This window comes from uncultured Exiguobacterium sp. (assembly GCF_964277885.1).
In the GTDB taxonomy this organism is placed as follows: Bacteria; Bacillota; Bacilli; order Exiguobacteriales; family Exiguobacteriaceae; genus Exiguobacterium_A.
Window position 1 is genome coordinate 380,198 of record NZ_CAXYJR010000005.1, and the last position, 22,298, is coordinate 402,495.

The 22,298-nt window shown below is 49.1% G+C and carries 21 protein-coding genes, 1 tRNA gene and 1 pseudogene; 20 read left to right on the forward strand and 3 right to left on the reverse strand.

Features of this window, described 5'->3' with window-relative positions; genetic code table 11:
* Positions 1–2,856, forward strand: a complete 2,856-nt coding sequence (gene uvrA, locus ACHWTJ_RS03615; protein ID WP_394679131.1) for an excinuclease ABC subunit UvrA — start codon at positions 1–3, stop codon at positions 2,854–2,856.
* Between the two features lie 100 nt (positions 2,857–2,956).
* The gene (locus ACHWTJ_RS03620) at positions 2,957–4,066 is read left to right on the forward strand and encodes a DUF4097 family beta strand repeat-containing protein (RefSeq protein ID WP_056062976.1); all 1,110 of its coding nucleotides are present in this window, start codon (positions 2,957–2,959) and stop codon (positions 4,064–4,066) included.
* 177 nt (positions 4,067–4,243) lie between these two features.
* Here ACHWTJ_RS03620 and ACHWTJ_RS03625 read toward each other — a convergent pair whose 3' ends face one another.
* Positions 4,244–4,630 carry a hypothetical protein gene (locus tag ACHWTJ_RS03625; protein WP_294743808.1) on the reverse strand — a complete coding sequence of 129 codons (387 nt, stop codon included), beginning with the start codon at positions 4,628–4,630 and terminating at the stop codon, positions 4,244–4,246.
* 123 nt (positions 4,631–4,753) lie between these two features.
* Here ACHWTJ_RS03625 and hprK point away from each other — a divergent pair, with 123 nt between their 5' ends.
* The 11 genes from hprK to ACHWTJ_RS03680 all read left to right on the forward strand — a co-directional run bounded on the left by hprK (position 4,754) and on the right by ACHWTJ_RS03680 (position 13,912).
* Positions 4,754–5,689, forward strand: a complete 936-nt coding sequence (gene hprK, locus ACHWTJ_RS03630) for an HPr(Ser) kinase/phosphatase (RefSeq protein ID WP_035396292.1) — start codon at positions 4,754–4,756, stop codon at positions 5,687–5,689.
* Positions 5,689–6,519 (forward strand): prolipoprotein diacylglyceryl transferase, encoded by an 831-nt coding sequence (lgt, locus tag ACHWTJ_RS03635; RefSeq protein WP_294743805.1) that lies wholly within the window; start codon positions 5,689–5,691, stop codon positions 6,517–6,519. Before hprK ends, lgt begins: the two co-directional genes overlap by 1 nt.
* 3 nt (positions 6,520–6,522) lie before the next feature.
* On the forward strand, positions 6,523–7,179 hold the full coding sequence (gene ppaX / locus ACHWTJ_RS03640; protein WP_394679132.1) for a pyrophosphatase PpaX: 657 nt from the start codon (positions 6,523–6,525) through the stop codon (positions 7,177–7,179).
* Positions 7,163–7,645 (forward strand): DapH/DapD/GlmU-related protein, encoded by a 483-nt coding sequence (locus tag ACHWTJ_RS03645; protein ID WP_294743802.1) that lies wholly within the window; start codon positions 7,163–7,165, stop codon positions 7,643–7,645. Before ppaX ends, ACHWTJ_RS03645 begins: the two co-directional genes overlap by 17 nt.
* 30 nt (positions 7,646–7,675) lie before the next feature.
* Positions 7,676–8,056, forward strand: a complete 381-nt coding sequence (gene kapB, locus ACHWTJ_RS03650; RefSeq protein ID WP_023469227.1) for a sporulation phosphorelay system protein KapB — start codon at positions 7,676–7,678, stop codon at positions 8,054–8,056.
* A 96-nt stretch (positions 8,057–8,152) separates the two neighbouring features.
* Positions 8,153–9,637: a hypothetical protein gene (locus ACHWTJ_RS03655; protein WP_394679133.1), complete on the forward strand. Its 1,485-nt coding sequence runs from the start codon at positions 8,153–8,155 to the stop codon at positions 9,635–9,637.
* 61 nt (positions 9,638–9,698) lie between these two features.
* Positions 9,699–10,661: a thioredoxin-disulfide reductase gene (gene trxB, locus ACHWTJ_RS03660; RefSeq protein ID WP_023469225.1), complete on the forward strand. Its 963-nt coding sequence runs from the start codon at positions 9,699–9,701 to the stop codon at positions 10,659–10,661.
* Positions 10,662–10,772: 111 nt separating this feature from the next.
* Positions 10,773–11,642: an RNase adapter RapZ gene (gene rapZ, locus ACHWTJ_RS03665; RefSeq protein ID WP_023469224.1), complete on the forward strand. Its 870-nt coding sequence runs from the start codon at positions 10,773–10,775 to the stop codon at positions 11,640–11,642.
* The gene (gene yvcK, locus ACHWTJ_RS03670) at positions 11,642–12,640 is read left to right on the forward strand and encodes a YvcK family protein (RefSeq protein WP_055968917.1); all 999 of its coding nucleotides are present in this window, start codon (positions 11,642–11,644) and stop codon (positions 12,638–12,640) included. Before rapZ ends, yvcK begins: the two co-directional genes overlap by 1 nt.
* Entirely contained in the window at positions 12,637–13,593 is a 957-nt protein-coding gene (whiA, locus tag ACHWTJ_RS03675) for a DNA-binding protein WhiA (protein ID WP_023469222.1), read from the forward strand. Before yvcK ends, whiA begins: the two co-directional genes overlap by 4 nt.
* 82 nt (positions 13,594–13,675) lie before the next feature.
* A complete protein-coding gene (locus tag ACHWTJ_RS03680; protein ID WP_023469221.1) occupies positions 13,676–13,912 on the forward strand; it encodes a hypothetical protein in 237 nt (78 codons plus the stop codon).
* A gap of 123 nt (positions 13,913–14,035) precedes the next feature.
* On the opposite strand, the pseudogene clpP reads toward ACHWTJ_RS03680, so the two are convergent.
* Positions 14,036–14,620, reverse strand: a pseudogene (gene clpP / locus ACHWTJ_RS03685) (ATP-dependent Clp endopeptidase proteolytic subunit ClpP); the annotation flags it as partial.
* Between the two features lie 182 nt (positions 14,621–14,802).
* A tRNA-Arg gene (locus tag ACHWTJ_RS03690) sits at positions 14,803–14,878 on the reverse strand.
* Positions 14,879–15,031: 153 nt separating this feature from the next.
* On the opposite strand from ACHWTJ_RS03690, the gene ACHWTJ_RS03695 reads away from it, so the two are divergent.
* The 7 genes from ACHWTJ_RS03695 (at position 15,032) to gpmI (ending at position 22,264) form a co-directional block, all read left to right on the forward strand.
* A complete protein-coding gene (locus tag ACHWTJ_RS03695) occupies positions 15,032–16,174 on the forward strand; it encodes an RNA polymerase subunit sigma-54 (protein WP_394679134.1) in 1,143 nt (380 codons plus the stop codon).
* Positions 16,165–16,425, forward strand: a complete 261-nt coding sequence (locus ACHWTJ_RS03700) for a glutaredoxin family protein (RefSeq protein WP_023469219.1) — start codon at positions 16,165–16,167, stop codon at positions 16,423–16,425. Before ACHWTJ_RS03695 ends, ACHWTJ_RS03700 begins: the two co-directional genes overlap by 10 nt.
* 118 nt (positions 16,426–16,543) lie before the next feature.
* The gene (locus ACHWTJ_RS03705) at positions 16,544–17,569 is read left to right on the forward strand and encodes a sugar-binding transcriptional regulator (protein WP_238240119.1); all 1,026 of its coding nucleotides are present in this window, start codon (positions 16,544–16,546) and stop codon (positions 17,567–17,569) included.
* A gap of 53 nt (positions 17,570–17,622) precedes the next feature.
* Positions 17,623–18,630 carry a type I glyceraldehyde-3-phosphate dehydrogenase gene (gene gap / locus ACHWTJ_RS03710; RefSeq protein ID WP_035409970.1) on the forward strand — a complete coding sequence of 336 codons (1,008 nt, stop codon included), beginning with the start codon at positions 17,623–17,625 and terminating at the stop codon, positions 18,628–18,630.
* A gap of 121 nt (positions 18,631–18,751) precedes the next feature.
* Positions 18,752–19,936 carry a phosphoglycerate kinase gene (locus tag ACHWTJ_RS03715; protein WP_035396304.1) on the forward strand — a complete coding sequence of 395 codons (1,185 nt, stop codon included), beginning with the start codon at positions 18,752–18,754 and terminating at the stop codon, positions 19,934–19,936.
* 27 nt (positions 19,937–19,963) lie between these two features.
* On the forward strand, positions 19,964–20,716 hold the full coding sequence (tpiA, locus tag ACHWTJ_RS03720; protein ID WP_394679135.1) for a triose-phosphate isomerase: 753 nt from the start codon (positions 19,964–19,966) through the stop codon (positions 20,714–20,716).
* Positions 20,717–22,264, forward strand: a complete 1,548-nt coding sequence (gpmI, locus tag ACHWTJ_RS03725; RefSeq protein WP_035396306.1) for a 2,3-bisphosphoglycerate-independent phosphoglycerate mutase — start codon at positions 20,717–20,719, stop codon at positions 22,262–22,264. It abuts the gene before it with no gap.
* The last annotated feature ends 34 nt before the right edge of the window (positions 22,265–22,298 follow it).

Below are 22,298 nucleotides of genomic sequence, written 5' to 3' on the forward strand. Positions count from 1 at the left end.
TTGGGAGAAAAGAAGAATCAGATTATCATCAAAGGCGCTCGCGTCAATAATCTACAAAACATCGATGTCGAAATCCCCCGCGATCAGCTCGTCGTCTTGACGGGCTTGTCCGGGTCAGGGAAATCGTCGCTTGCCTTCGATACGATTTACGCGGAAGGACAACGGCGTTATGTCGAAAGTTTATCTGCTTATGCTCGTCAGTTCCTCGGACAGATGGATAAACCGGATGTCGACACGATCGAAGGACTGAGTCCAGCAATTTCAATCGACCAGAAGACGACGAGTAAAAACCCACGTTCAACGGTCGGAACGGTCACAGAGATCTATGATTATTTGCGTCTATTGTACGCACGGATCGGTAAACCGATTTGTCCGAATCACGGAATCGAGATTTCGAGCCAGACGATCAGTCAGATGGTCGACCAAGTGATGGAGTTGCCGGAGCGGACGCGTCTGCAAATCCTCGCGCCAATCGTTTCCGGACGTAAAGGAACGCACGTCAAAGTGCTCGACGATTTGAAGAAGGAAGGTTTCGTCCGCGTTCGTGTCAACGGAGAGACGATGGATCTTGCCGAAGAGATCACGCTTGAGAAAAACAAGAAACACTCGATCGAAGTCGTCGTCGACCGTGTCGTCGTGCGGCCAGATGTCGAAGCTCGTCTTGCCGACTCACTCGAGACTGCACTTCGCCTCGCGGACGGTCGGGTCATCGTCGATACGATGGATGGCAACGAATTGTTGTTCAGTGAACATCATGCTTGTCCGATCTGTGGCTTCTCGATCGGCGAACTTGAACCACGGATGTTCTCGTTCAACTCACCGTTTGGTGCTTGTACGTCATGTGACGGTCTCGGAACGAAGCTTGAGGTCGATGTTGATCTCGTCGTGCCACATCCCGATAAGTCATTAAACGAAGGGGCGATCGTAGCGTGGGAACCGACGAGCTCGCAGTATTATCCACAATTACTCAAAGCGGTCTGTGACCACTTCAAGATCGATATGGATACACCGTTCGAACAATTGTCAGAAGAACACCGCGAAACGATCTTGAACGGAAACACGAAGGAAGAGATCCACTTCCGGTATGAGAACGACTTCGGGATGGTCCGAAACACGGACCTCTACTTCGAAGGGGTCCTCAATAACTTACAGCGTCGCTTCAAGGAGACATCGTCTGATTATATCCGGGAACAGATGGAAGGCTACATGGCGAAGAAAGCTTGTCCGACGTGTAAAGGACACCGCTTGAAACGGGAATCACTCGCCGTCAAAGTATCCGATCACCATATCGGTGAAGTGACGAAGATGTCTGTTAAACAAGCGGTCATGTTCTTCGACGAACTGCCGGAGAAATTAAGTGAGAAGGATCAGACGATTTCGCGAATGATTGTTCGTGAGATTCACGAACGCGCTTCGTTCCTCGAGAACGTCGGTCTCGATTACTTGACGATCTCACGCGCAGCGGGAACGTTGTCCGGTGGTGAAGCGCAACGGATTCGTCTCGCGACACAAATCGGTTCGCGTTTGACGGGTGTTCTCTACGTTCTTGATGAACCATCGATCGGTTTACACCAACGCGATAATGATCGTCTGATCAATACGCTGAAGGCGATGCGTGATCTCGGTAATACATTGATCGTCGTCGAACACGATGAAGACACGATGATGGCAGCCGACTACTTGATCGATATCGGACCTGGTGCCGGTGATCACGGCGGATTCGTCACGGCAGCCGGGAAGCCAGAAGAGTTGATGCAGGACGCGAACTCGTTGACCGGTCAATATTTGTCCGGTAAGAAGTTCATTCCTGTTCCGTCGACTCGAAAAGAGCCGGACGGTCGGATGCTCCATATCCACAAAGCATCGGAAAACAACTTGAAGAACGTTGATGTCGACATTCCGCTTGGTCTGTTCGTCGCCGTCACCGGAGTATCTGGTTCTGGTAAATCGACGTTGATCAATGAAATTCTTTATAAGACGATCGCCCACGAGATGAACCGGGCGAAAGAAAAGCCGGGTGCTCATAAAGGAATCACGGGTCTGGAACAAATCGATAAGGTCATCGACATCGACCAATCGCCAATCGGGCGGACACCACGTTCGAACCCAGCGACGTATACCGGTGTCTTCGATGACATTCGTGACGTCTTTGCTTCGACAAACGAAGCGAAACTCCGAGGTTATAAAAAAGGACGTTTCAGTTTCAATATCAAAGGTGGACGCTGTGAAGCATGTCGCGGTGACGGAATCATCAAGATTGAGATGCACTTCTTACCGGACGTCTATGTTCCGTGTGAAGTCTGTCACGGGAAACGTTACAACCGCGAAACACTCGAAGTGAAATATAAAGGCAAGACGATTGCCGACGTGCTTGAGATGACGGTTGAAGATGCCCTTGCCTTCTTCGAGAACATTCCGAAGATCACGCGCAAATTGCAGACGATCGCGGATGTTGGATTGACGTACATGCGTCTCGGTCAACCTGCGACGGAATTGTCCGGTGGGGAAGCACAGCGCGTTAAACTGGCGTCTGAGTTGCATAAACGTTCGACCGGGAAGACGATCTATATTCTCGATGAACCGACGACAGGACTCCATGTCCATGATATCGCGCGTCTCCTAAAAGTATTGCAACGTCTCGTCGATAATGGCGACACGGTACTCGTCATCGAACACAACCTGGATGTCATCAAGACGGCCGATTACCTGATCGATCTCGGACCTGAAGGGGGCGACGGTGGTGGAACGATTGTTGCTGCCGGTACACCAGAACAGATCGCTGAAGTTGAAGCATCCTACACGGGACGATACCTCGCACCTGTCCTTGAACGCGACGCGGCACGAATTGAATCGTGAAACTTTTGTGGATGAGGATTCGTAAGAAGGAACTAAGGGAACTTAAACGGAAGTATCACGTAACACACGTTTGAGGTTCAAGAATAGGAGGGAACGGTTCATGAAGCAAGATATGCGTCAATTGATTTTGGAGCAAGTCAAAGAAGGAAAGTTAACGATTGATGAGGCACTCGATAAACTCGAGCGACTCGAAGCAATCGACGAACGTGCAACTTCTGCCAGTGAACATAAGTACGTCGATGAACCAGAACAGTATGATCGGGTTGACCAGTATTCTGTCGATTCACTGACGACGAAAGTCATGTCAGCGTTCGATAATCTCGTCAGCCGAATCAAGGATAGTGATCTTTCGCTCAATCAGGCATCTGGTCCGAACGTCACCTACGTCAAACAATTCCCGTTCAGTGGTGAGACGGTTCACGTTGATCTGTTCAATGCGAACTTGGTCGTCGAACCAAGTGATCTCGAAGAATGCGAATTAACGGTGACAGGACGTCCGCTCCGCCGCCAACAGGTGACGGAAGAACAGGCGCTTGAGCAACTACAAGCTGCTGTTCAGCACGCAGTGTCGGCGAATACACTCTCAATTCGTTTGAAGGATAAGAGTGTTCGAGCGACGGTCCACCTGAAAGTACCACGCCGTCATTACGAGTCATTCGTCTTACAGACGTTGAACGGTGAGATTTCGTTATCGTCACTCGATACGACGTCTGCTCAACTGATGACGGCGAACGGTCGGGTCAACGTCCGTGACCTCTTCAGTGAGGATGTCAAAGTATCGACAGCGAACGGCTCGATCGAAATCGAAGAGTCGGAGTTGAAGGTCTTGAAAGCGAAGACAGCCAACGGTCAAATCATCACGACCGGTGTCTTTGAACGTTCAGAACTAAAAACAGCGAACGGAAACGTCCGTTGCGAGCTGAAGACAGCGCAAAATGCGAAAGTCAAAGCCTCGTCACTTGCCGGAAGCATCGCCTTGATGTTACCGCACGGTGCTGAAGTCTACGGGGAACTCGAGACGAACTTCGGTGGTCTCAACTGCAACCTCGATGACATGGAATTGATTCGGGATCAAAAAGAGATCGTCAACCGGAAACTCCATTTCGTCTCAGGACGCGGTCGTTCACCAAAAATCGAGGTCGAAGCGGATACGAAGACAGGTACGATTTCGGTCACGCACGGTGTTCACCTCAGTCCACAAGCGTTATAAGAAATAGATAACAGCTACTTGATTCTTAATCGAATCAGGTAGCTATTTTTATGTATCTGCTTTTTACGTGGCTCGTGTCTCGCCTGAGGAAAGCAAGTAAAAGAAAAGGGTACATCGCTATGTTTTTCTTTAGATAAACAAACACCCATCCTCATAAGAAGATGGGTGTAGCTTACATTAATAGTTGTAGTCCTGATCCATCATCGGTTCATCGAAGTTCATGTTTTCGATGTTGTTCATGTCATACCCGAACGAGAGTAAGGCGATGACACCGATAATCGCGAGGAAAATCGACACGAGGATCAGACCGATGCCGAGCCAACTCTTTCCGCGTGCCCGATTCCAATAGAAGATGATTGCGAGGACGTAAGAGATGAAAGACCCACTGATGAAGATCCCGATAATGGAAATGATGAAGAATAAAAGGGCTGTTTGATCTTGATTCCGGGAGTAGGCTTTCCACATATCGATGAGCGAAATCACGAGATATACGAAACCAGCGATTGCGAGGACCCCAAATAAAATAAGTACTAAAACAAACCAAATACCGCCACCTGACATCATGGCAAAACCTCCTTCAAAATATTAACTCTTTATTCCATTCCCAAGAAATCATGCTTCTAATCCAATTCCATGAACCGAATAAAAATATGGTACAATACTTCAAGTGAAAGGGGCTGACGAAGCGTGCAACCAAAAGTGCGAACAGCTGAAATCGTAAAACAATTCAATCTCCACATCGTCACGGGAGAAGAGGGCTTACACCGCCCGATTCTGACGGCTGATTTGTGCCGACCTGGCCTTGTGCTTGCCGGTTATTATGCCTATTACCCGGCAGAACGTCTTCAGATTCTCGGTAAAACGGAATTGACGTTCTTCAATAACTTAACGTACGAGGAACAACGCGAACGGGCGAATGTCCTCTGTACGGATGAAACACCTGGTATTTTGATCACACGAGGATTCGAAGTTCCGGAAGCAATCATCCAAGCCGCGGACGAGACGAACGTGCCACTGTTGACGACAAAAGGGCATACGACATCGGTCGAGTCTCAGATCACGAACTTCCTCGAAGCGGAACTCGCGCCGACGACAGCGATGCATGGTGTCCTTGTCGATATCTATGGTGTCGGTGTCTTCATCAAAGGGGCAAGTGGTGTTGGTAAATCGGAAACAGCACTCGAACTCGTTAAGCGGGGTCACCGTCTCGTCGCGGACGACTCGGTTGAGATTCGTCAAACTGGTGACGGGATTCTTGTTGGGACGGCACCGAAGTTGATTCAACATCTGCTTGAGATTCGTGGAATCGGGATCATCGACGTGATGACGTTGTTCGGTGCAGGTGCTGTTCGCTCGCACAAGAAAATCAGCCTCGTCTGTAACCTTGAGATTTGGGATCAATCGAAAGTCTATGACCGTGTCGGTCTCGATCAAGAAACACTTCAAATCATCGATACGGAAATCCCGTTCCTGACGATTCCGGTTCGTCCTGGACGAAACCTTGCTGTCATCATCGAAGTGGCAGCGATGAACTATCGTCTGAAGAATATGGGCATCAACACAGCAGAAGAATTCGCGGGACGTCTCGCACAAGCAATTGAAGATGGGAATGGTGGTCTTTGATGGGAACTTTAGCCTCTGTACAGCCAACGTTTGATCGTGTCGCAATCAATCTTGGTCCGGTACCGATTTACTGGTACGGCATCGTCATTGCGCTCGGTGCGGTCGTTGGTCTGTTGATCGCAATCTTCGAGTCGAAGCGAATCGGCTTCAACGAAGAGTATGCGGTCGATGTCGTCATTTGGTCGATTCCGATCAGTATCATCTGCGCTCGGATTTACTATGTCACGTTCGAGTGGGACTACTACAGTCAGCATCTCGATCAAATCATCAACATTCGCCAAGGTGGGATTGCGATCCATGGAGCAATTATCGGGGCGATTTTGACAGTCATCATCTATACGCGTAAGAAAAAGATTTCGTTCTGGCAGATCGCTGATATCCTGGCACCGTCGCTCTTGTTCGGACAAGCCGTCGGACGTTGGGGCAACTTCTTCAACCAAGAAGCACACGGTGGCGAGACGACGTGGTCGTACTTGCAAGATACATTGCACTTGCCGAACTGGATCGTCAATCAGATGTATATCGATGGAACGTACTATTTACCGACATTCCTCTATGAAAGCATCTGGAACATCATCGGTGTCATTCTGTTAATTATCTGGCGGATGAAGTTCAACCCACGTCGTGGATATGTCTTCCTCGGTTACTTGATTTGGTATTCGATCGGACGCTACTATATCGAAGGACTCCGGACGGACAGTCTGATGGCTGATGGACTCCGGACAGCGCAAATCGTCTCGATCTGTCTGATCATCTTCGGTGTGATCATGATGGTTGTTCGTCGAAACGCCGTTCGTTACTTGGACGGTTCAAAAAAGGAGGCGAAGTAATCAATGATTCGCACACTTTTGTTTGATTTAGATGGAACGTTGATCGACACGAATCCATTGATTTTAAAGAGCTTCGAGCATACGCTCAGTTACTATTACCCTGACCGGACGTTCACGGAAGCGGAACTGCTTCCGTTCATCGGTCCGACGCTAGAAAAATCGTTCTCGGCGATGAATGCGGAACAGTGGAAAGAGATGGTCGCTTTTTATCGTAGCTATAACATCGCGATGCATGACGCTCTCGTACTCGAGTATCCGGGTGTGCTTGACGGATTACGCCGTCTGCATGAAGCAGGTTACAAGATGGCGGTCGTCACGTCGAAAAGTCGTCGTGTCGCTCTCCGCGGCATCGAGTTATTCGGATTGACGTCACTCTTTGACGCCGTCATCGCAGCCGACGACGTAACGGAAGAAAAACCAGCCGTTGAGCCGTTCGAAAAAGCGATGCAGTTGCTTGGAGCAACAGCAAGCGAAACAATCATGGTCGGTGACAACGATACGGACATTCTCGGTGGTAAGAACGCGGGACTGAAGACGGTCGCGGTCGGTTGGGCGATTAAAGGTCGCGCGTACTTAGAAGCCCTCGAGCCGGACGTCATCATTGATTCGATGGACCATCTTGCTGCTTGGCTGGAGGAACAAAATGGCGCGGCGAACTGATCGATTTCAAGTCGGAACGACGAATCCACTCTGGCATATGTACCGGACGGTATCGTTCTTTAAAGTGATGTGGTGCTTTACGATCATCACGATCGGTCGGTTTGCTCCGTCGCTACGCTTCAAGAACACGCTCTACCGGACTTGTCTTCGGATGAAGATCGGGGAGAAGACGGCACTTGCCTTGATGGTGATGCCAGACACGATGTTCCCGGAGCGGATCACGATTGGTGACAATACGATCATCGGTTTCAATACGACGATTCTCTGCCATGAATATTTGACGACGGAGTACCGTTTAGGTGACGTCATCATCGGAAGTAACGTCTTGATTGGCGCGAACGTGACGATCCTACCGGGCGTGTCGATTGGAGATGGTGCCGTCGTTGGTGCCGGATCGGTCGTTCATCGGGACATCGCACCGAATGAACGCGTCTCGAGTCAGCCGCTTCGCCGGCACGAAATGTGACAAAACTGTGAGAAGGAAGAAGGAAAAAAGATGACGCACATCCGCTTTACGTATAAGACAGGAAAGTATTTCGGAAGATTATTCGCCGAACGTCCACAAGGTCTCGTCGTTGAGGTATTGGCTGTCGAAAAGCATCCGGTTCAAGGAGATCTTCACCAACCGAACCAAGTCGATGTCCCGCTCTTTCATATCCGGACCGCCTTGCATAAGCACGAAAAGATCACGGTTTCACCCGCAGTCGTTTATGCGTATGACGGAGAGATTCCGGATTATGCGACGAGCTTACGGCAGGCATATGACAAGGACGTGGCACGTCTTGAAGGACTGAATCCAGAGACGGATGCTTTTGTACGAAAATGCTTAGAGAATTACAAAGAACTGGAATCGATTTATGCGAAACGCTGGGGATGAACTCCGGCGTTTTTTTCTGTTGCATGCCTCCTAGAGATAGGGTATTCTTGTGTCTGCAACTACGAAACCAGTTTACTATTTATGGGGGCTTGAATCATGATGGAATTAACCAAATACAAAGCAGACCCCTTTGCGATAACAGCGCGCCAAGCGGAACTTTTTTATTTCCGCGGACGGAAGGCGCACCGGGAAGGGCGACTGGACGAAGCCGTCTATCATTTAGATGAGGCGACGACACTTCAGCCAGCGGACATCCGTTATTTGCTCCGTTATGCCCGTGTCTTATTCGAGACAGGAGAAATCAATCATGCGAATGATGTCTTGAAACAAGTACGCGCACTCGACGCATCAAATACGGAAGCACTCTTTTATTTAGCGAATAACTACGCACACGTCTCACTTTATGAAGAAGCGCGACAACATGCGATGGAATATTTAGAGCAAGCACCAAACGGCAAACACGCGGAGGCATCGGCCGCACTCGTGGAACTGATTGATCTTGAACAAGAGATGGAAGACGACGAAGAGGACGAATTGATTCGTCTGCATGGTCAGGCGCAACGCCAGATCGATAAAGGAATGCTGTTCGCGGCACAGGAAACGTTGACGGGGCTGATTGCCCAGTATCCGACGTTCTGGCCAGCCTACAATAACCTCGCGATCGTCGAGTTCTATTTAGGAGAGAATGATCAGGCATTCGCTTCCCTCGAACGGGTTCTTGAAGGAAACCCGGGGAATTTGCATGCCCTCTGTAACACGCTCGTCTTGCTACACGAGATGGGACAGGACGAAGAGGCACACCGTCTCTCTCGTCAGCTCGAACACGTCCGTTCCGTGCATCTTGAGACACGTTATAAGGTCGCGTCGACGCTTGCGATCATCGGACGATACGATATTGCCTATGAAGAGTTGAAGTTGCTCGAGCGTCGCGGTTACCGGGGAGACCCACTCTTCGGGCACTGGTTATCGATCTCTGCCTATAAGACAGGGCACGTCGAAGAAGCAGCGGCTTTTTTGAAATCGGACGAAGCACAAGCGTTAAAAGAAGAGACGGATACGTATGACATCCGGCATAATCTGCAGTTTCGCTCGGCACTCATTCAAGCGTTAAAGACGGAGGATGATGTCTCACGGATTTTCACGGCACTTCTTCTTGGTAAACTGAACGATGCTGAAGCACGGCTTGCATTGTCGATGATGCCAGAAGTGACGGACCGGGAAGACGTTCTGTTATTGACGGAACAGATCATCGTCGAGATGGAAGGACGGACCGATGTCGTGGATGAACGCATTCACCGGGCATTGCAGACGATCCGTCTTGCGGAACGATTCGTTTCAGACGAAGAACGAATGAGTCTCGAAGGAGACTTTTATGAACGCTTCGCACAGCTCGTCTTAAGTGGGGAGTCGTTCGATTCGATTGAAGCATCTGCGGCATCACTGCTTTATTTGTTTCATGATTTACGGGACGGGATGTTGATCGAGGAATGTGCATCGCTCGTCGATTGTTCGTTCGATCATGTCGCATCGATGATCCGGACATATGAACGGATGTTGGCACCGCTACAAGCAAAGTGTTAGACGTTTAGGGGATTCTCACCTATACTCAAACTACAACGATTACGATAAATGGGGTGGAATCATGGCGGAAACAGAACAAAAAATTTATGACGTCATCATCATCGGGGCAGGTCCTGCTGGGATGACAGCCGCACTTTATGCATCACGTGCGAACCTTTCGACATTGATGATCGAACGCGGGATTCCGGGCGGTCAGATGGCGAACACAGAAGATATTGAGAACTACCCAGGATACGATAGCATCCTCGGACCAGATCTCTCACAAAAAATGTTCGACCACTCGAAAGCATTCGGCGCAGAATATGCGTACGGAGATGTTCGAAGCATCGAAGACGGTAAAGCATACAAAACGATTCATGCACACAACAAAGATTACTACGCACGGGCAATCATTATCGCGTCTGGTGCACAATATAAAAAAATCGGTGTACCGGGAGAAGAAGAACTCGGCGGTCGCGGTGTCTCGTATTGTGCGGTCTGTGATGGGGCGTTCTTCAAAGAAAAAGAACTCTTCGTCATCGGTGGAGGCGACTCTGCGGTAGAAGAAGGTGTCTACTTGACACGTTTCGCGAAAAAAGTCACGATCGTTCATCGTCGTGATGAGCTTCGTGCTCAAAAAATCCTTCAAAAACGTGCGTTCGACAACCCGAAAATCGACTTCATCTGGAACCATACGGTTAAACAGATTAACGAACAAGACGGGAAAGTCGGCGGTATCGAGCTGATCAATACAAAAACAGCTGACGTGACGACGCATCCGATCGATGGGGTCTTCATCTACATCGGGATGAATCCAATCACTGGTTACGTCCAAGATCTCGGTATCTTGAACGACCAAGGTTACGTCGTGACGAACGAAGCGATGGAAACCAACATCAAAGGGATTTTTGCTGCTGGTGACGTGCGTGAAAAAACATTGCGTCAAGTCGTTACAGCAACGAATGATGGTTCGATCGCAGCGCAAAACGCGCAACACTTCATCGAAGCGTTACTTGAAGAATTACAAGAATCCTCACACGCGTAATAACGAACCAGTTTCATTGAAGGTACCTTCAGTGAAGCTGGCTCTTTTTTTATGATATACTGAGAAAGAAGCGAAAAATACACACGGAACTGTTGTCTGGAGGGCGAAAAGATGGAACAGAATCAACCGCAACTTGTGATCATCACGGGTATGAGTGGGGCTGGAAAGACAGTCGCAATGAACAGCTTTGAAGATTTGGGCTATTTCTGCGTTGACAATCTACCACCGACGTTATTGCCACAACTCATCGAAGTCATCGGACAAGTGCGTCCTAAAATCGCCGTTGCCATCGATACACGTGCGCGTGATTTCATTGATAGTTTTTTCGTCGTTTATGAAGATTTGAAAAAGACGAACTTACAAACGCGGATGCTCTATCTCGATGCGCGTAACGATGTCCTCGTACGCCGTTATAAAGAATCGCGTCGTTCCCATCCGCTTGCACCGACCGACTCACCATTGACCGGGATTGAACGTGAGCGGACCTTACTCGAAGGCTTCCGTGACAAGGCACAGATGTTGATTGATACGAGTGATATCAAACCGCTTGCGCTAAAAGAACGCCTTTTGAAGGAATTTACGACAGGGGAACGGATTCCGTTTACGGTCAACGTCATGTCGTTTGGCTTTAAACACGGCTTACCGCTTGATGCCGATCTTGTATTTGACCTCCGGTTCTTACCGAATCCGTTTTATATTCCTGAACTGCGTCCAAAGACAGGACTCGATGAAGAAGTCGCGTCGTATGTCATGCAGTGGCCGGAAGCAAAGCTGTTCTATAAGAAACTTGTTGATTTGCTCGAGTTCCTGATTCCGCAATATGAGCGGGAAGGGAAATCACAACTCGTCATCGCCCTCGGTTGTACAGGCGGGAAGCATCGTTCGATCACGTTCGCGGAAGCAATCAGCAAGGAATTTGCCACGCAGTACCACATCGAGACGAACCATCGGGATTATGTGCATGCGAAGGAGGAGAAGTGATGAAATGGGAACGTAAAGTCGTCGCCATTGGTGGCGGGACAGGACTCTCGACGCTTCTTCGTGGACTGAAGCATTATCCACTTGATATCACAGCGATCGTCACGGTCGCCGATGATGGGGGAAGTTCTGGTCGTCTGCGGACAGAATTCAATATGTTGCCGCCGGGCGATATTCGAAACGTCATCGTCGCCTTATCGAAGTCGGAAACCTTGATGGACCGGATCATGCAATATCGTTTCGAGACAGGCGAAGGCTTACACGGTCATTCGCTAGGGAACTTAATGCTGACGGCAGCGACGCAACTCTGTAACGGTTCATTCGTCGAAGCGATCGGTGTCATGGGTCAACTGTTGAACGCGGAAGGGAAAGTGTATCCGGCGACAGAGCGCACAATCACGTTATGTGCCGAATTCGAGGACGGGACGATCGTCAAAGGTGAGTCACTGATTCCGACGGTCGGTAAGAAGATTGAACGAATCTTCCTTGAAGAACAGGATGTCCGTCCGGTACCGGAGGCGATTCAAGCGATTCTCGATGCTGATGTGATCGTCCTTGGACCAGGAAGTCTTTATACGAGTATCATCCCGAACGTCTTGATCGACGAGATTCGGGAAGCGATCCAGCAGTCGCTGGCTCCAGTCGTCTATATTTGTAACGTCATGACACAACCAGGTGAGACGACGGCATTTACAGCCAATGAGCACTTATCGACGCTTGAACGTTTTCTCGGTCAAGGTGTCGTCGATACGATCATCGTCAATAACGAGTCAATCGATGCCGGTTACTTGAAAAAGTATCAAAAGGATCATGCCGACATCGTCACCTATAATGAAAAACAATTCGAACTCGCAGGCGTCGAAGTGCTGGCAGACGATATCGTCGATTACAATCATCACTTCATCCGTCATGACTCAGATGCGGTCGCAAGTCTTGTCATGCGAAAGGTGTTGTCCATTCGACGGATGCGTCAACTCGAAGGGAAGGAGGAGCTGACATGAGCTTTGCCTCAGAAGTCAAAAAAGAATTAACGCAGATCCCGATCACCGATCACGAGATGAAAGCGGAACTCGCGGCACTCGCCCGGATGAACGGTGCGATCTCGTTCGGTCTCGGACGTGGTCTGACACTCGATATCTCGACCGAGAATGCTTCGATTGCTCGCCGGATCTATTCGCTGTTGAAAAAAGCATACGGAGTCCATCTCGATCTGCTCGTGCGGAAGAAAATGCGTCTGAAAAAGAATAATGTCTATATCGTCCGCGTCAAACAACAGGCGGATAAGATTTTACAAGACCTCGGAATCCTTGGAGAAGGGTTCACGATGATTCGTTCAATCAGTGATACGATCTTAAACGATGAACGGAAGGCACGCGCGTATTTACGAGGAGCGTTCCTCGCCGGTGGTTCGCTCAACAATCCGGCGACGTCGTCGTATCACTTAGAAATCTTCAGTTTATATGAAGAACATAATGCGGCGCTTCGTGGCCTATCGAACGTCTTTGATTTGAACGCGAAAGCGATCGAACGGAAAAAGGGACACATCCTTTATATCAAGGAGAGCGAAAAGATTTCCGATTTCCTTAAGCTCGTCGATGCGACACAATCGATGCTACGGTTCGAGGACGTCCGAATCTTAAAAGATATGCGTAACTCGGTCAACCGTCTCGTCAACTGTGAGACGGCGAACCTCAATAAGACGGTCGGTGCGGCATTACGTCAAGTCGAGAACATCAAGTTCCTTGAGCGGACGGTCGGGCTCGATGTTTTACCGGATAAGTTGAAGGAGATTGCGATCTTGCGCGTGACACATCAAGACGTCACGTTACAAGAGCTCGGGGAGATGGTCGAAAGCGGCTCCATCTCAAAATCAGGAATCAATCACCGGTTGCGGAAGATTGATCAAATCGCTGAAAAAGTACGGAATGGAGAGTCGATGACAGGGGCCTTATAAGAGGGTCGCTTGCGGGATGAACCATAGTCTACTATAATATATAGTCGATGCAACTAAATGTTCGAATTAAGGAGTTTTTGAAATGGCTAACGAAAAGAAACGTATTTCGCTGACAGTCGATGCGAAGTTTGACGAAGTATTAACGAAAAAAGCAAAATCAATCGGTGTACCGAAAAGCACGCTCGTTGCGTTCGCAACATCTTTATTCCTGAAACAATTACAAGCAGAAGAAGAGCTTTCGCCACATGCGAACGCGATCTACTCGCTGATTCGTGAAAACCACGACATCGTTTCAGATATCACAGACTTGATCGACTGATCATCGACCTCTCGTTCTACAAGGAACGGGAGGTTTTTTTTGTTATGTACAGATGAATAGAGAAGAGTTCGCTTTCCTACAAATACAAAAAAAGTGCCTCCCGAAGGAGACACTTTAAATGAATTATGCACGTTCCATGACGCGGTCGATGAGACCGTAATCAGCAGCAGCTTGTGCTGACATGAAGTTGTCACGCTCTGTATCGCGTTCGATCACTTCAAGTGGTTGTCCTGTGTTTTCAGCCATGATTTTGTTGAGGTGCTCACGCATTTTGATGATACGCTCCGCATGGATTTTAATATCTGATGCTTGACCTTGTGTACCGCCGAGTGGTTGGTGGATCATGATTTCAGCGTTTGGTAACGCGAAACGTTTTCCTTTTGCGCCTGCTTGGAGCAAGAACGCACCCATCGATGCTGCCATACCGATACAAATCGTTGAGACTTGTGGCTTGATGAAGTTCATTGTATCGTAAATTGCCATACCGGCAGTGATCGAACCACCTGGGCTGTTGATGTAAAGCGAGATTTCCTTATCTGGATCTTCTGCTGCTAAGAACAGAAGTTGGGCAACGACTGAGTTGGCGACGTTGTCGTCAATCGCGCTCCCGAGAAGAATGATGCGGTCTTTTAGCAAACGTGAGTAGATATCGTAAGCACGTTCCCCGCGGTTTGTTTGTTCGATGACTGTTGGAATTAACATAGTCTTTGCCTCCTTATAGTTGGTATGTAGCTTCCTATTCGACTTATTCTTATCATAATCCTTTGGTCAATATTGGTCAAAAGATACGATGCGACTTTTAGGTATTTTTCCATTACCGGGGCAAATGAAACATATCAATATAGAAAAAAGGCAATGCCATTGCTGGCATTGCCTTGAAGTTGAATAAATGGTACACCCGGAGAGATTCGAACTCCCGACACCTGGTACCGGAAACCAGTGCTCTATCCCCTGAGCTACGGGTGCATCTAATGTACTGAACAATTAATAGTATAGCGACATTTTTTCAGGAAAGCAATAGGGAAGCATGACTTTTCTTTTCCTTAGCGACTTAAAAGAGGCTCAGAGCACGTTTTTTAAAACGTTTCTTCTATAATAAGAAGAGGAGGAGGGGAATCGATGGATCAACGCCAGGAACAGACGCAACAGATGACGTTATCGGCGTCACAACAGTATCAGTTACATATACTTGAGCAACCAGCAGCTGAGCTCGAGGAGGAATGGCGACGGTTGAAACGACGGTTGCATCGTCATTACCCGAATCAGGTTTCGCTAGAGGTCGAGCAGATGGCAGGACATTTGGCATCCTATGAAGACGAGCTTCTTGCACAAATACGTTTAGAATCAGTCAGACAGGAAATAGGATATATGGCGGAACAACTCATCGTGTATTTAGAAGCGGACGGTTTATTGCGGACATCGGACGAGCAGCTCGCTGCATCCTTCTCGACCGATGTCGCAACGATTACAGAAGCACGGACACTCTTACAACAATGTGAACCAGTCGGCATCGCTGCCCGCTCGGAACGCGAGTGCCAATGGTTACAGGCAGTCGAGCTAGACGACACGGAATTGATCGGACTGACGAATCGGTTGCGACATGAACCCGCGAGTCAGGTGTTCGCTCAGTTCAGTGAAAAGGATCGAGCGCGGTTGCGAAAACGATTGACGCGGCTGAGCCGGACACCGGATCTTCCTAAAGAAGAACGACCGGTCATGGCAGAAGCACGGATTCACCTGTTAGATGGAAAACTTCAGATCGACTGGATGACACTCGATACGGATCAGACGTGGCTCGAACTAAAAGAGGCAACGCCTTTTTTGCGCGCGTACGAACGACGTCGCGTTACGATGCATGCCATCCTCTCGGTCTTGATTAAGCGACAAGAACGCTGGTTCAAAGGTGAACTGTATCTTGAGCCATTGACGAAAAAACAAGTCGCTGAGGCGACGGGACATCATCCGTCAACGATTGGTCGAGCGATTGCTGCGAAGTACGTCGAGACGGTCCATGGTCTCGTTGCTTTAGAAGACTTGTTCGTCTCACGGACGACAAGCGGAGATTCGAGTTTTTTGATTAAACGGCGGATCGCCGAATACATTCAACATAGCGATCGTCCGTTAAGTGATCAGCAATTGACGGATCGGCTGCAAGCAGACGGTCTGACAGTCGCACGGCGGACGGTCGCGAAGTACCGGGCAGCGCTTGGTTTAACGAAAAAAACGATGCAGCAAAGGAAGGCGCAATCAGAATGGGATTAAAACGACACAGACACTTAACACTCTATTCACGTCCGGGATGTACGCTATGTGAAGAGGCCGCCATCTTACTCGACTTCGTACTCGATGAGTTTCCGGAATGGACGTTCGAGGAAGTCAACATTGATCAGGATGAAGCGCTCAGTCTACGGTTCTTATATGAGATTCCGGTCGTCATGCATGACGAGGAAATCTGGAGTTATGGCAAATTCGAGACGGAAACGATAAGAAACCGCTTACTTCAAAAAACTTGAGAAACGAGACTTGCAAGGCGAGAAATGGACTGTTATGATAACGGTGTACCAAGTGGGACACGTTATGACATGCGGGACAGAAAGCGTCCAGCTACTTGAGAGGAGAGGGAAATACATGATTCGGCAGTTAGTCCAGATCCAAAAACGAATCGTGCCTGATCTGATCGAAGAAATGCAGACACGCTACGACATCCTTCATTACGTACGACTGATGCAACCGATCGGACGACGTACGCTTGCGACAAGCCTTGGCTTGACGGAACGCGTCTTACGGCGGGAAGTCGACTTCTTGAAGCAGCAAGACCTCTTAGAGGTCGCGACGCAAGGGATGTCCTTGACGGATGAAGGACGAAACGTTCTTCGCAGCATGCACAGCATCATGGGAGAACTCGCAGGGATCTCAGACATGGCGAAAGCCTTAAAAGAGAGACTTGGAGTACGGGACGTTGTCATCGTACCGGGTGATTCCGATGAAACCTTCTGGGTACAACGAGACATGGGGCGGGCGACCGTCGCACGACTCAAACGAGAGCTTTCTTCAGACCATCACAATACGATCGCTGTCACAGGCGGTACGACGATGGCATCCGTCGCGGCGATGATGTCGCCAGACAAGGAACACCGTCCAATGACGTTCGTTCCGGCACGCGGAGGACTGGGAGAAACGCTCGAATTACAAGCGAACACAGTATGCTCACGGATGGCATCACGCGCTCAAAGTGATTATCATCTGCTTCACATCCCGGACATGGTCAGTACAGAGACGTTCGTCAAGATGATCGAAGAGCCGAGCATAAAAAATGTGCTTCAAATGATTAAAGGTGCTTCAATCGTGGTACATGGAATTGGTGAGGCGAAAACGATGGCAAAACGTCGTCGCGCGTCTGAGGATCTCCTGACCCGACTGGAACATGAACAGGCAGTAGCGGAAGCATTCGGATATTACTTCGACCGAGACGGGAACATCGTGCACCGGGTCAAGACGGTTGGTCTTCAACTGGATGACTTGAAGCAAGTCGAACACGTCATCGTCGTCGCAGGTGGTCATTCGAAGGCAGAAGCGATCAACGCCTATGTCAAACAGTCGCCAGACATCATCCTAATTACGGATGAAGGCGCAGCAGCTTCGATTTTGAAAGGGTAACCCCCTTTTGAATAATAGATAACTCGCTTTACATTAAAAGGAGGAAAATTATCATGGCAGTAAAAGTTGGTATTAACGGATTTGGACGTATCGGACGTTTGGCACTTCGTCAAATTCTTCAATTCGATGGAATCGAAGTAGTCGCGATCAACGACCTTACAGACACTAAAATGCTTGCACACCTTCTCAAATATGATACGACTCAAGGTCGTTTCGACGGCGAAGTTGAAGTACACGACGGTTACTTCCTCGTCAACGGTAAAGAAATCAAAACACTTGCTAACCGCAACCCAGAAGAACTCCCATGGGGCGAGCTCGGTGTTGACATCGTTCTCGAATGTACTGGTTTCTTCACAGACAAAGAAAAAGCTGAGCTTCACTTAAAAGCTGGCGCTAAAAAAGTCGTTATCTCTGCACCTGCAACTGGCGACATGAAAACAGTCGTCTTCAACACAAACCACGAAATCCTTGACGGAACTGAAACAGTTATCTCTGGTGCTTCATGTACTACTAACTGTCTCGCGCCAATGGCTAAAGTTCTCCAAGATCAGTTCGGAATCGTTGAAGGTCTCATGACTACGATCCACGCTTACACTGGTGACCAAAACACACTCGACGCTCCACACCCTAAAGGTGACTTCCGTCGTGCACGTGCGGCAGCAGCAAACATCGTTCCAAACTCAACTGGTGCTGCAAAAGCAATCGGCCTCGTTCTTCCAGAACTTCAAGGTAAACTTGACGGATCTGCACAACGTGTACCAGTCGCTACAGGTTCACTCACTGAGCTCGTAACTGTACTCGACAAAAAAGTTTCTGTAGAAGAAATCAACGCAGCAATGAAAGCAGCTGCTAACGAGTCTTACGGTTACACTGAAGACGAAATCGTTTCTTCTGACATCGTTGGTATCTCTTACGGATCACTCTTCGATGCAACACAAACTAAAGTCATGACAGTCGGCGACAAACAACTCGTTAAAACAGTTGCTTGGTATGACAACGAAATGTCTTACACTAGCCAACTCGTTCGTACACTCAAACACTTCGCAGAAATCGCTAAGTAATTCGAGCAATTAAATAGCAATTGAATAAGAGCGGAAACGATATTAGTCTCCGCTCTTATTGCGGAAAAAAGCGGGAGGGGCATTCGCCCCTCACTATACGTAAGAGACGGAGGACGAATGTATGAATAAGAAATCGATTCGCGACATCGATGTACAAGGAAAACGCGTATTTACACGCGTGGATTTCAACGTACCGTTGGAAGACGGTAAAATCACGGATGACACACGGATCCGTGCTGCACTCCCAACGATCAAGCACTTGATCGACGGCGGAGCAAAAGTCATTCTCGCTAGCCACATGGGTCGTCCAAAAGGCGAAAAGAACCCTGAGTTCTCACTTGCACCAGTCGTAGCACGCCTCAGCGAATTGCTTGGTAAAGACATCAAGCTCGTTGAAGAAGCATACGGTCCAGTTGCAGAAGAAGCAGTCAGCAAACTCGAAAACGGCGATGTCGTCGTCTTAGAGAACGTCCGCTTCTACCCTGGTGAAACGAAAAACGACGAAGAGCTCGCTAAAGGATTCGCGAAACTCGCTGACGTCTTCGTCAACGACGCGTTCGGCGCAGCACACCGTGCACACGCATCGACAGAAGGTATCGCACATCATGTCGACACAGCAGTTGCCGGTCTTCTTATCGAAAAAGAACTTCAAGTTCTCGGTAAAGCTCTTTCTAACCCAGATCGCCCGTTCACGGCAATCATCGGTGGTTCGAAAGTAGCGGACAAAATCGGTGTCATCGATCACTTACTCGACATCGTCGATACGTTGATCATCGGTGGCGGCTTATCGTACACGTTCCTCACAGCTCGTGGTATCGAAGTCGGTACTTCACTTCTTGAGGTCGACAAAATCGACCAAGCGAAGGAATTCATGAAGAAAGCAGAAGAAAAAGGCGTTAAGTTCCTCATGCCAATCGACTGCGTCATCACGAAGGAATTCGGAGAAGAAACATATGTCGGACCACGTGACATCACAGAGATCCCAGCCGATCACATGTCACTTGATATCGGTCCAAAAACGGTTGAACTCTATGCAGAGGCAATCAAGAACTCGAAACTCGTCGTCTGGAACGGACCGATGGGCGTATTCGAACTCGATAAATACGCAAACGGTACAAAAGGTGTCGCGCAAGCTCTTGCGGACAGCGATGCGTACTCAATCATCGGCGGTGGCGACTCAGCTGCTGCGGCAGAGAAATTCGGTCTTGCTGACAAAATGAGCCACATCTCTACAGGTGGTGGAGCAAGTCTCGAATTCATGGAAGGGAAAGCTCTTCCTGGTGTCGAAGCGCTAAACGACAAGTAATCTAAGTTCACAAGGGAGTGTTTCTCAATGCGTAAACCAATTATCGCAGGTAACTGGAAGATGAATCTGACGCTCAAGGATGCAGTCGCATTCGTTGAGGAAGTCAAAGGAGCTGTACCTGCTTCGACGACAGTCGACGCAGCCGTCTGTGCGCCAGCAGTATTCTTGGCACACTTGACAGAAGCAGCAGCTGGTACGGATCTTAAGATCGGTGCTCAAAACATGTACGACAAAGAGAGCGGTGCGTTCACTGGTGAAATCAGCCCGCTCATGCTCAAAGAACTCGACGTGACATACGTCATCCTCGGTCACTCTGAGCGTCGTGAGTACTTCGGCGAAACAGATGCGTTCATCAACAGCAAAGCGAAAAAAGCGTTCGAGCACGGTCTCGTTCCAATCGTTTGTGTAGGTGAAACACTGGAAGAGCGTGAAGGCGGCAAGTTCGAAGGCGTCATCCGCGAACAGACAGCAAACAGCCTCAAAGGTCTTACTGTCGACCAAGTGAAAAATCTCGTCGTCGCATACGAGCCTGTCTGGGCAATCGGAACAGGTAAATCAGCGACAGAACAAGATGCACAAGATTCTTGTAAATTCGTCCGCGACGTCGTTGCAGCTGAATTCGGTGCTGAAGCAGCAGAAGCTGTCCGCATCCAATACGGTGGTAGCGTCAAACCGGAAAACATCAAAGAATATATGGCTCAACCAGACATCGACGGCGCGCTCGTCGGCGGTGCAAGTCTTGAGACAGGATCGTTCCTCAAACTGTTGGAGGCGATTTAAATGAAAAAACGTCCAGTCGCACTGATCATCCTTGATGGTTTTGGTATGCGTGACGAGGAGTTCGGAAATGCCGTTACGGCGGCAAACAAACCGAACTTCGACCGTTACTGGGGTCAATACCCGCATACGTTGTTGAATGCGAAAGGCGAATACGTCGGTTTGCCTGAAGGTCAAATGGGGAACTCAGAAGTGGGTCACCTCAACATCGGTGCAGGTCGCGTCGTCTATCAATCGCTATCCCGAATCAACAACGCAATCAAGGATCGCTCGTTCTTCTCGCGTCAAGCGATGAACGATGCGGCAGGTCACGTGAAGAAATACGGTTCAGCGCTTCATATCTTCGGTTTGGTCTCTGACGGTGGAATCCACAGTCACATCAACCACTTATATGCGGTGCTCGAATTCGCGAAACTTCACGAAATCGAAAAAGTCTACCTCCATGCTTTCACGGACGGTCGTGACTGCGACCCACAATCGGGCGCTGGTTTCCTCCGTGACGCGCAAGCGAAGATGGATGAATTGAATGTTGGACAATTCGCGAGTATCTCTGGTCGCTACTATGCGATGGATCGCGATAACCGTTGGGAACGCGTCAAGAAAGTCTATGACGTCATCACGTTCGGTGAAGGTCCAACGACGAAGGATCCAATCGGCATGGTTGAAGCTTCGTACAAACAAGACGTAACGGATGAGTTCATCGAACCAACTGTTGTCGTGCAGGAAGACGGTACGCCAGTCGCACCGATCCACGATAACGATGCGATCGTGTTCTTCAACTACCGTCCTGACCGTGCGATTCAGCTTTCGAAAGTCTACAAAGAAAAAGGTGGCTTCGACGGATTCGAAATTCCGGACAACGCACCGAAGAACCTGCTACTCGTCTCAATGACGAAGTACTCGGATGCGATTGATACGGATATCGTCTTCCCGCCTGAAGACATCAAAAATACGCTTGGTGAGACATTGTCAAAACAAGGTCTCAAACAGCTACGCATCGCGGAAACGGAAAAGTATCCGCACGTCACGTTCTTCTTCAACGGACAACGTGAAGAACCATACGAAGGGGAAGATCGGATCTTGATCCCTTCACCAAAAGTCGCGACATACGACTTGAAACCGGAGATGAGCGTCTATGAAGTCACAGACGCGCTCGTCGACGCAATCAACTCGGACAAACACGACGCTATCATCCTCAACTTCGCAAACCCGGATATGGTCGGTCACTCGGGTATGCTCGAGCCGACGAAAAAGGCGATCGAAGCTGTCGATGAGTGTCTTGGGAAAGTCGTTGACTTGATTCTCAGCAAAGGCGGCGCGGCAGTCATCACGGCTGACCACGGGAACGCGGATAAAGTCCTCAATGCGGACGGCAGTAAGATGACGGCGCATACGACAGAACCGGTTCCATGTATCGTGACGGTCGAGGACGTCGAACTCCTTGAACCACTCACAGGTGCACTCGCTGACCTCGCACCAACGGTCCTTGATCTCCTCGGAGCGGACCAACCAGCAGAGATGACTGGTAAATCGATCGTATTGAAGAAATAATCCCGTCGATCGAAGTAGCTATACCACATATTTC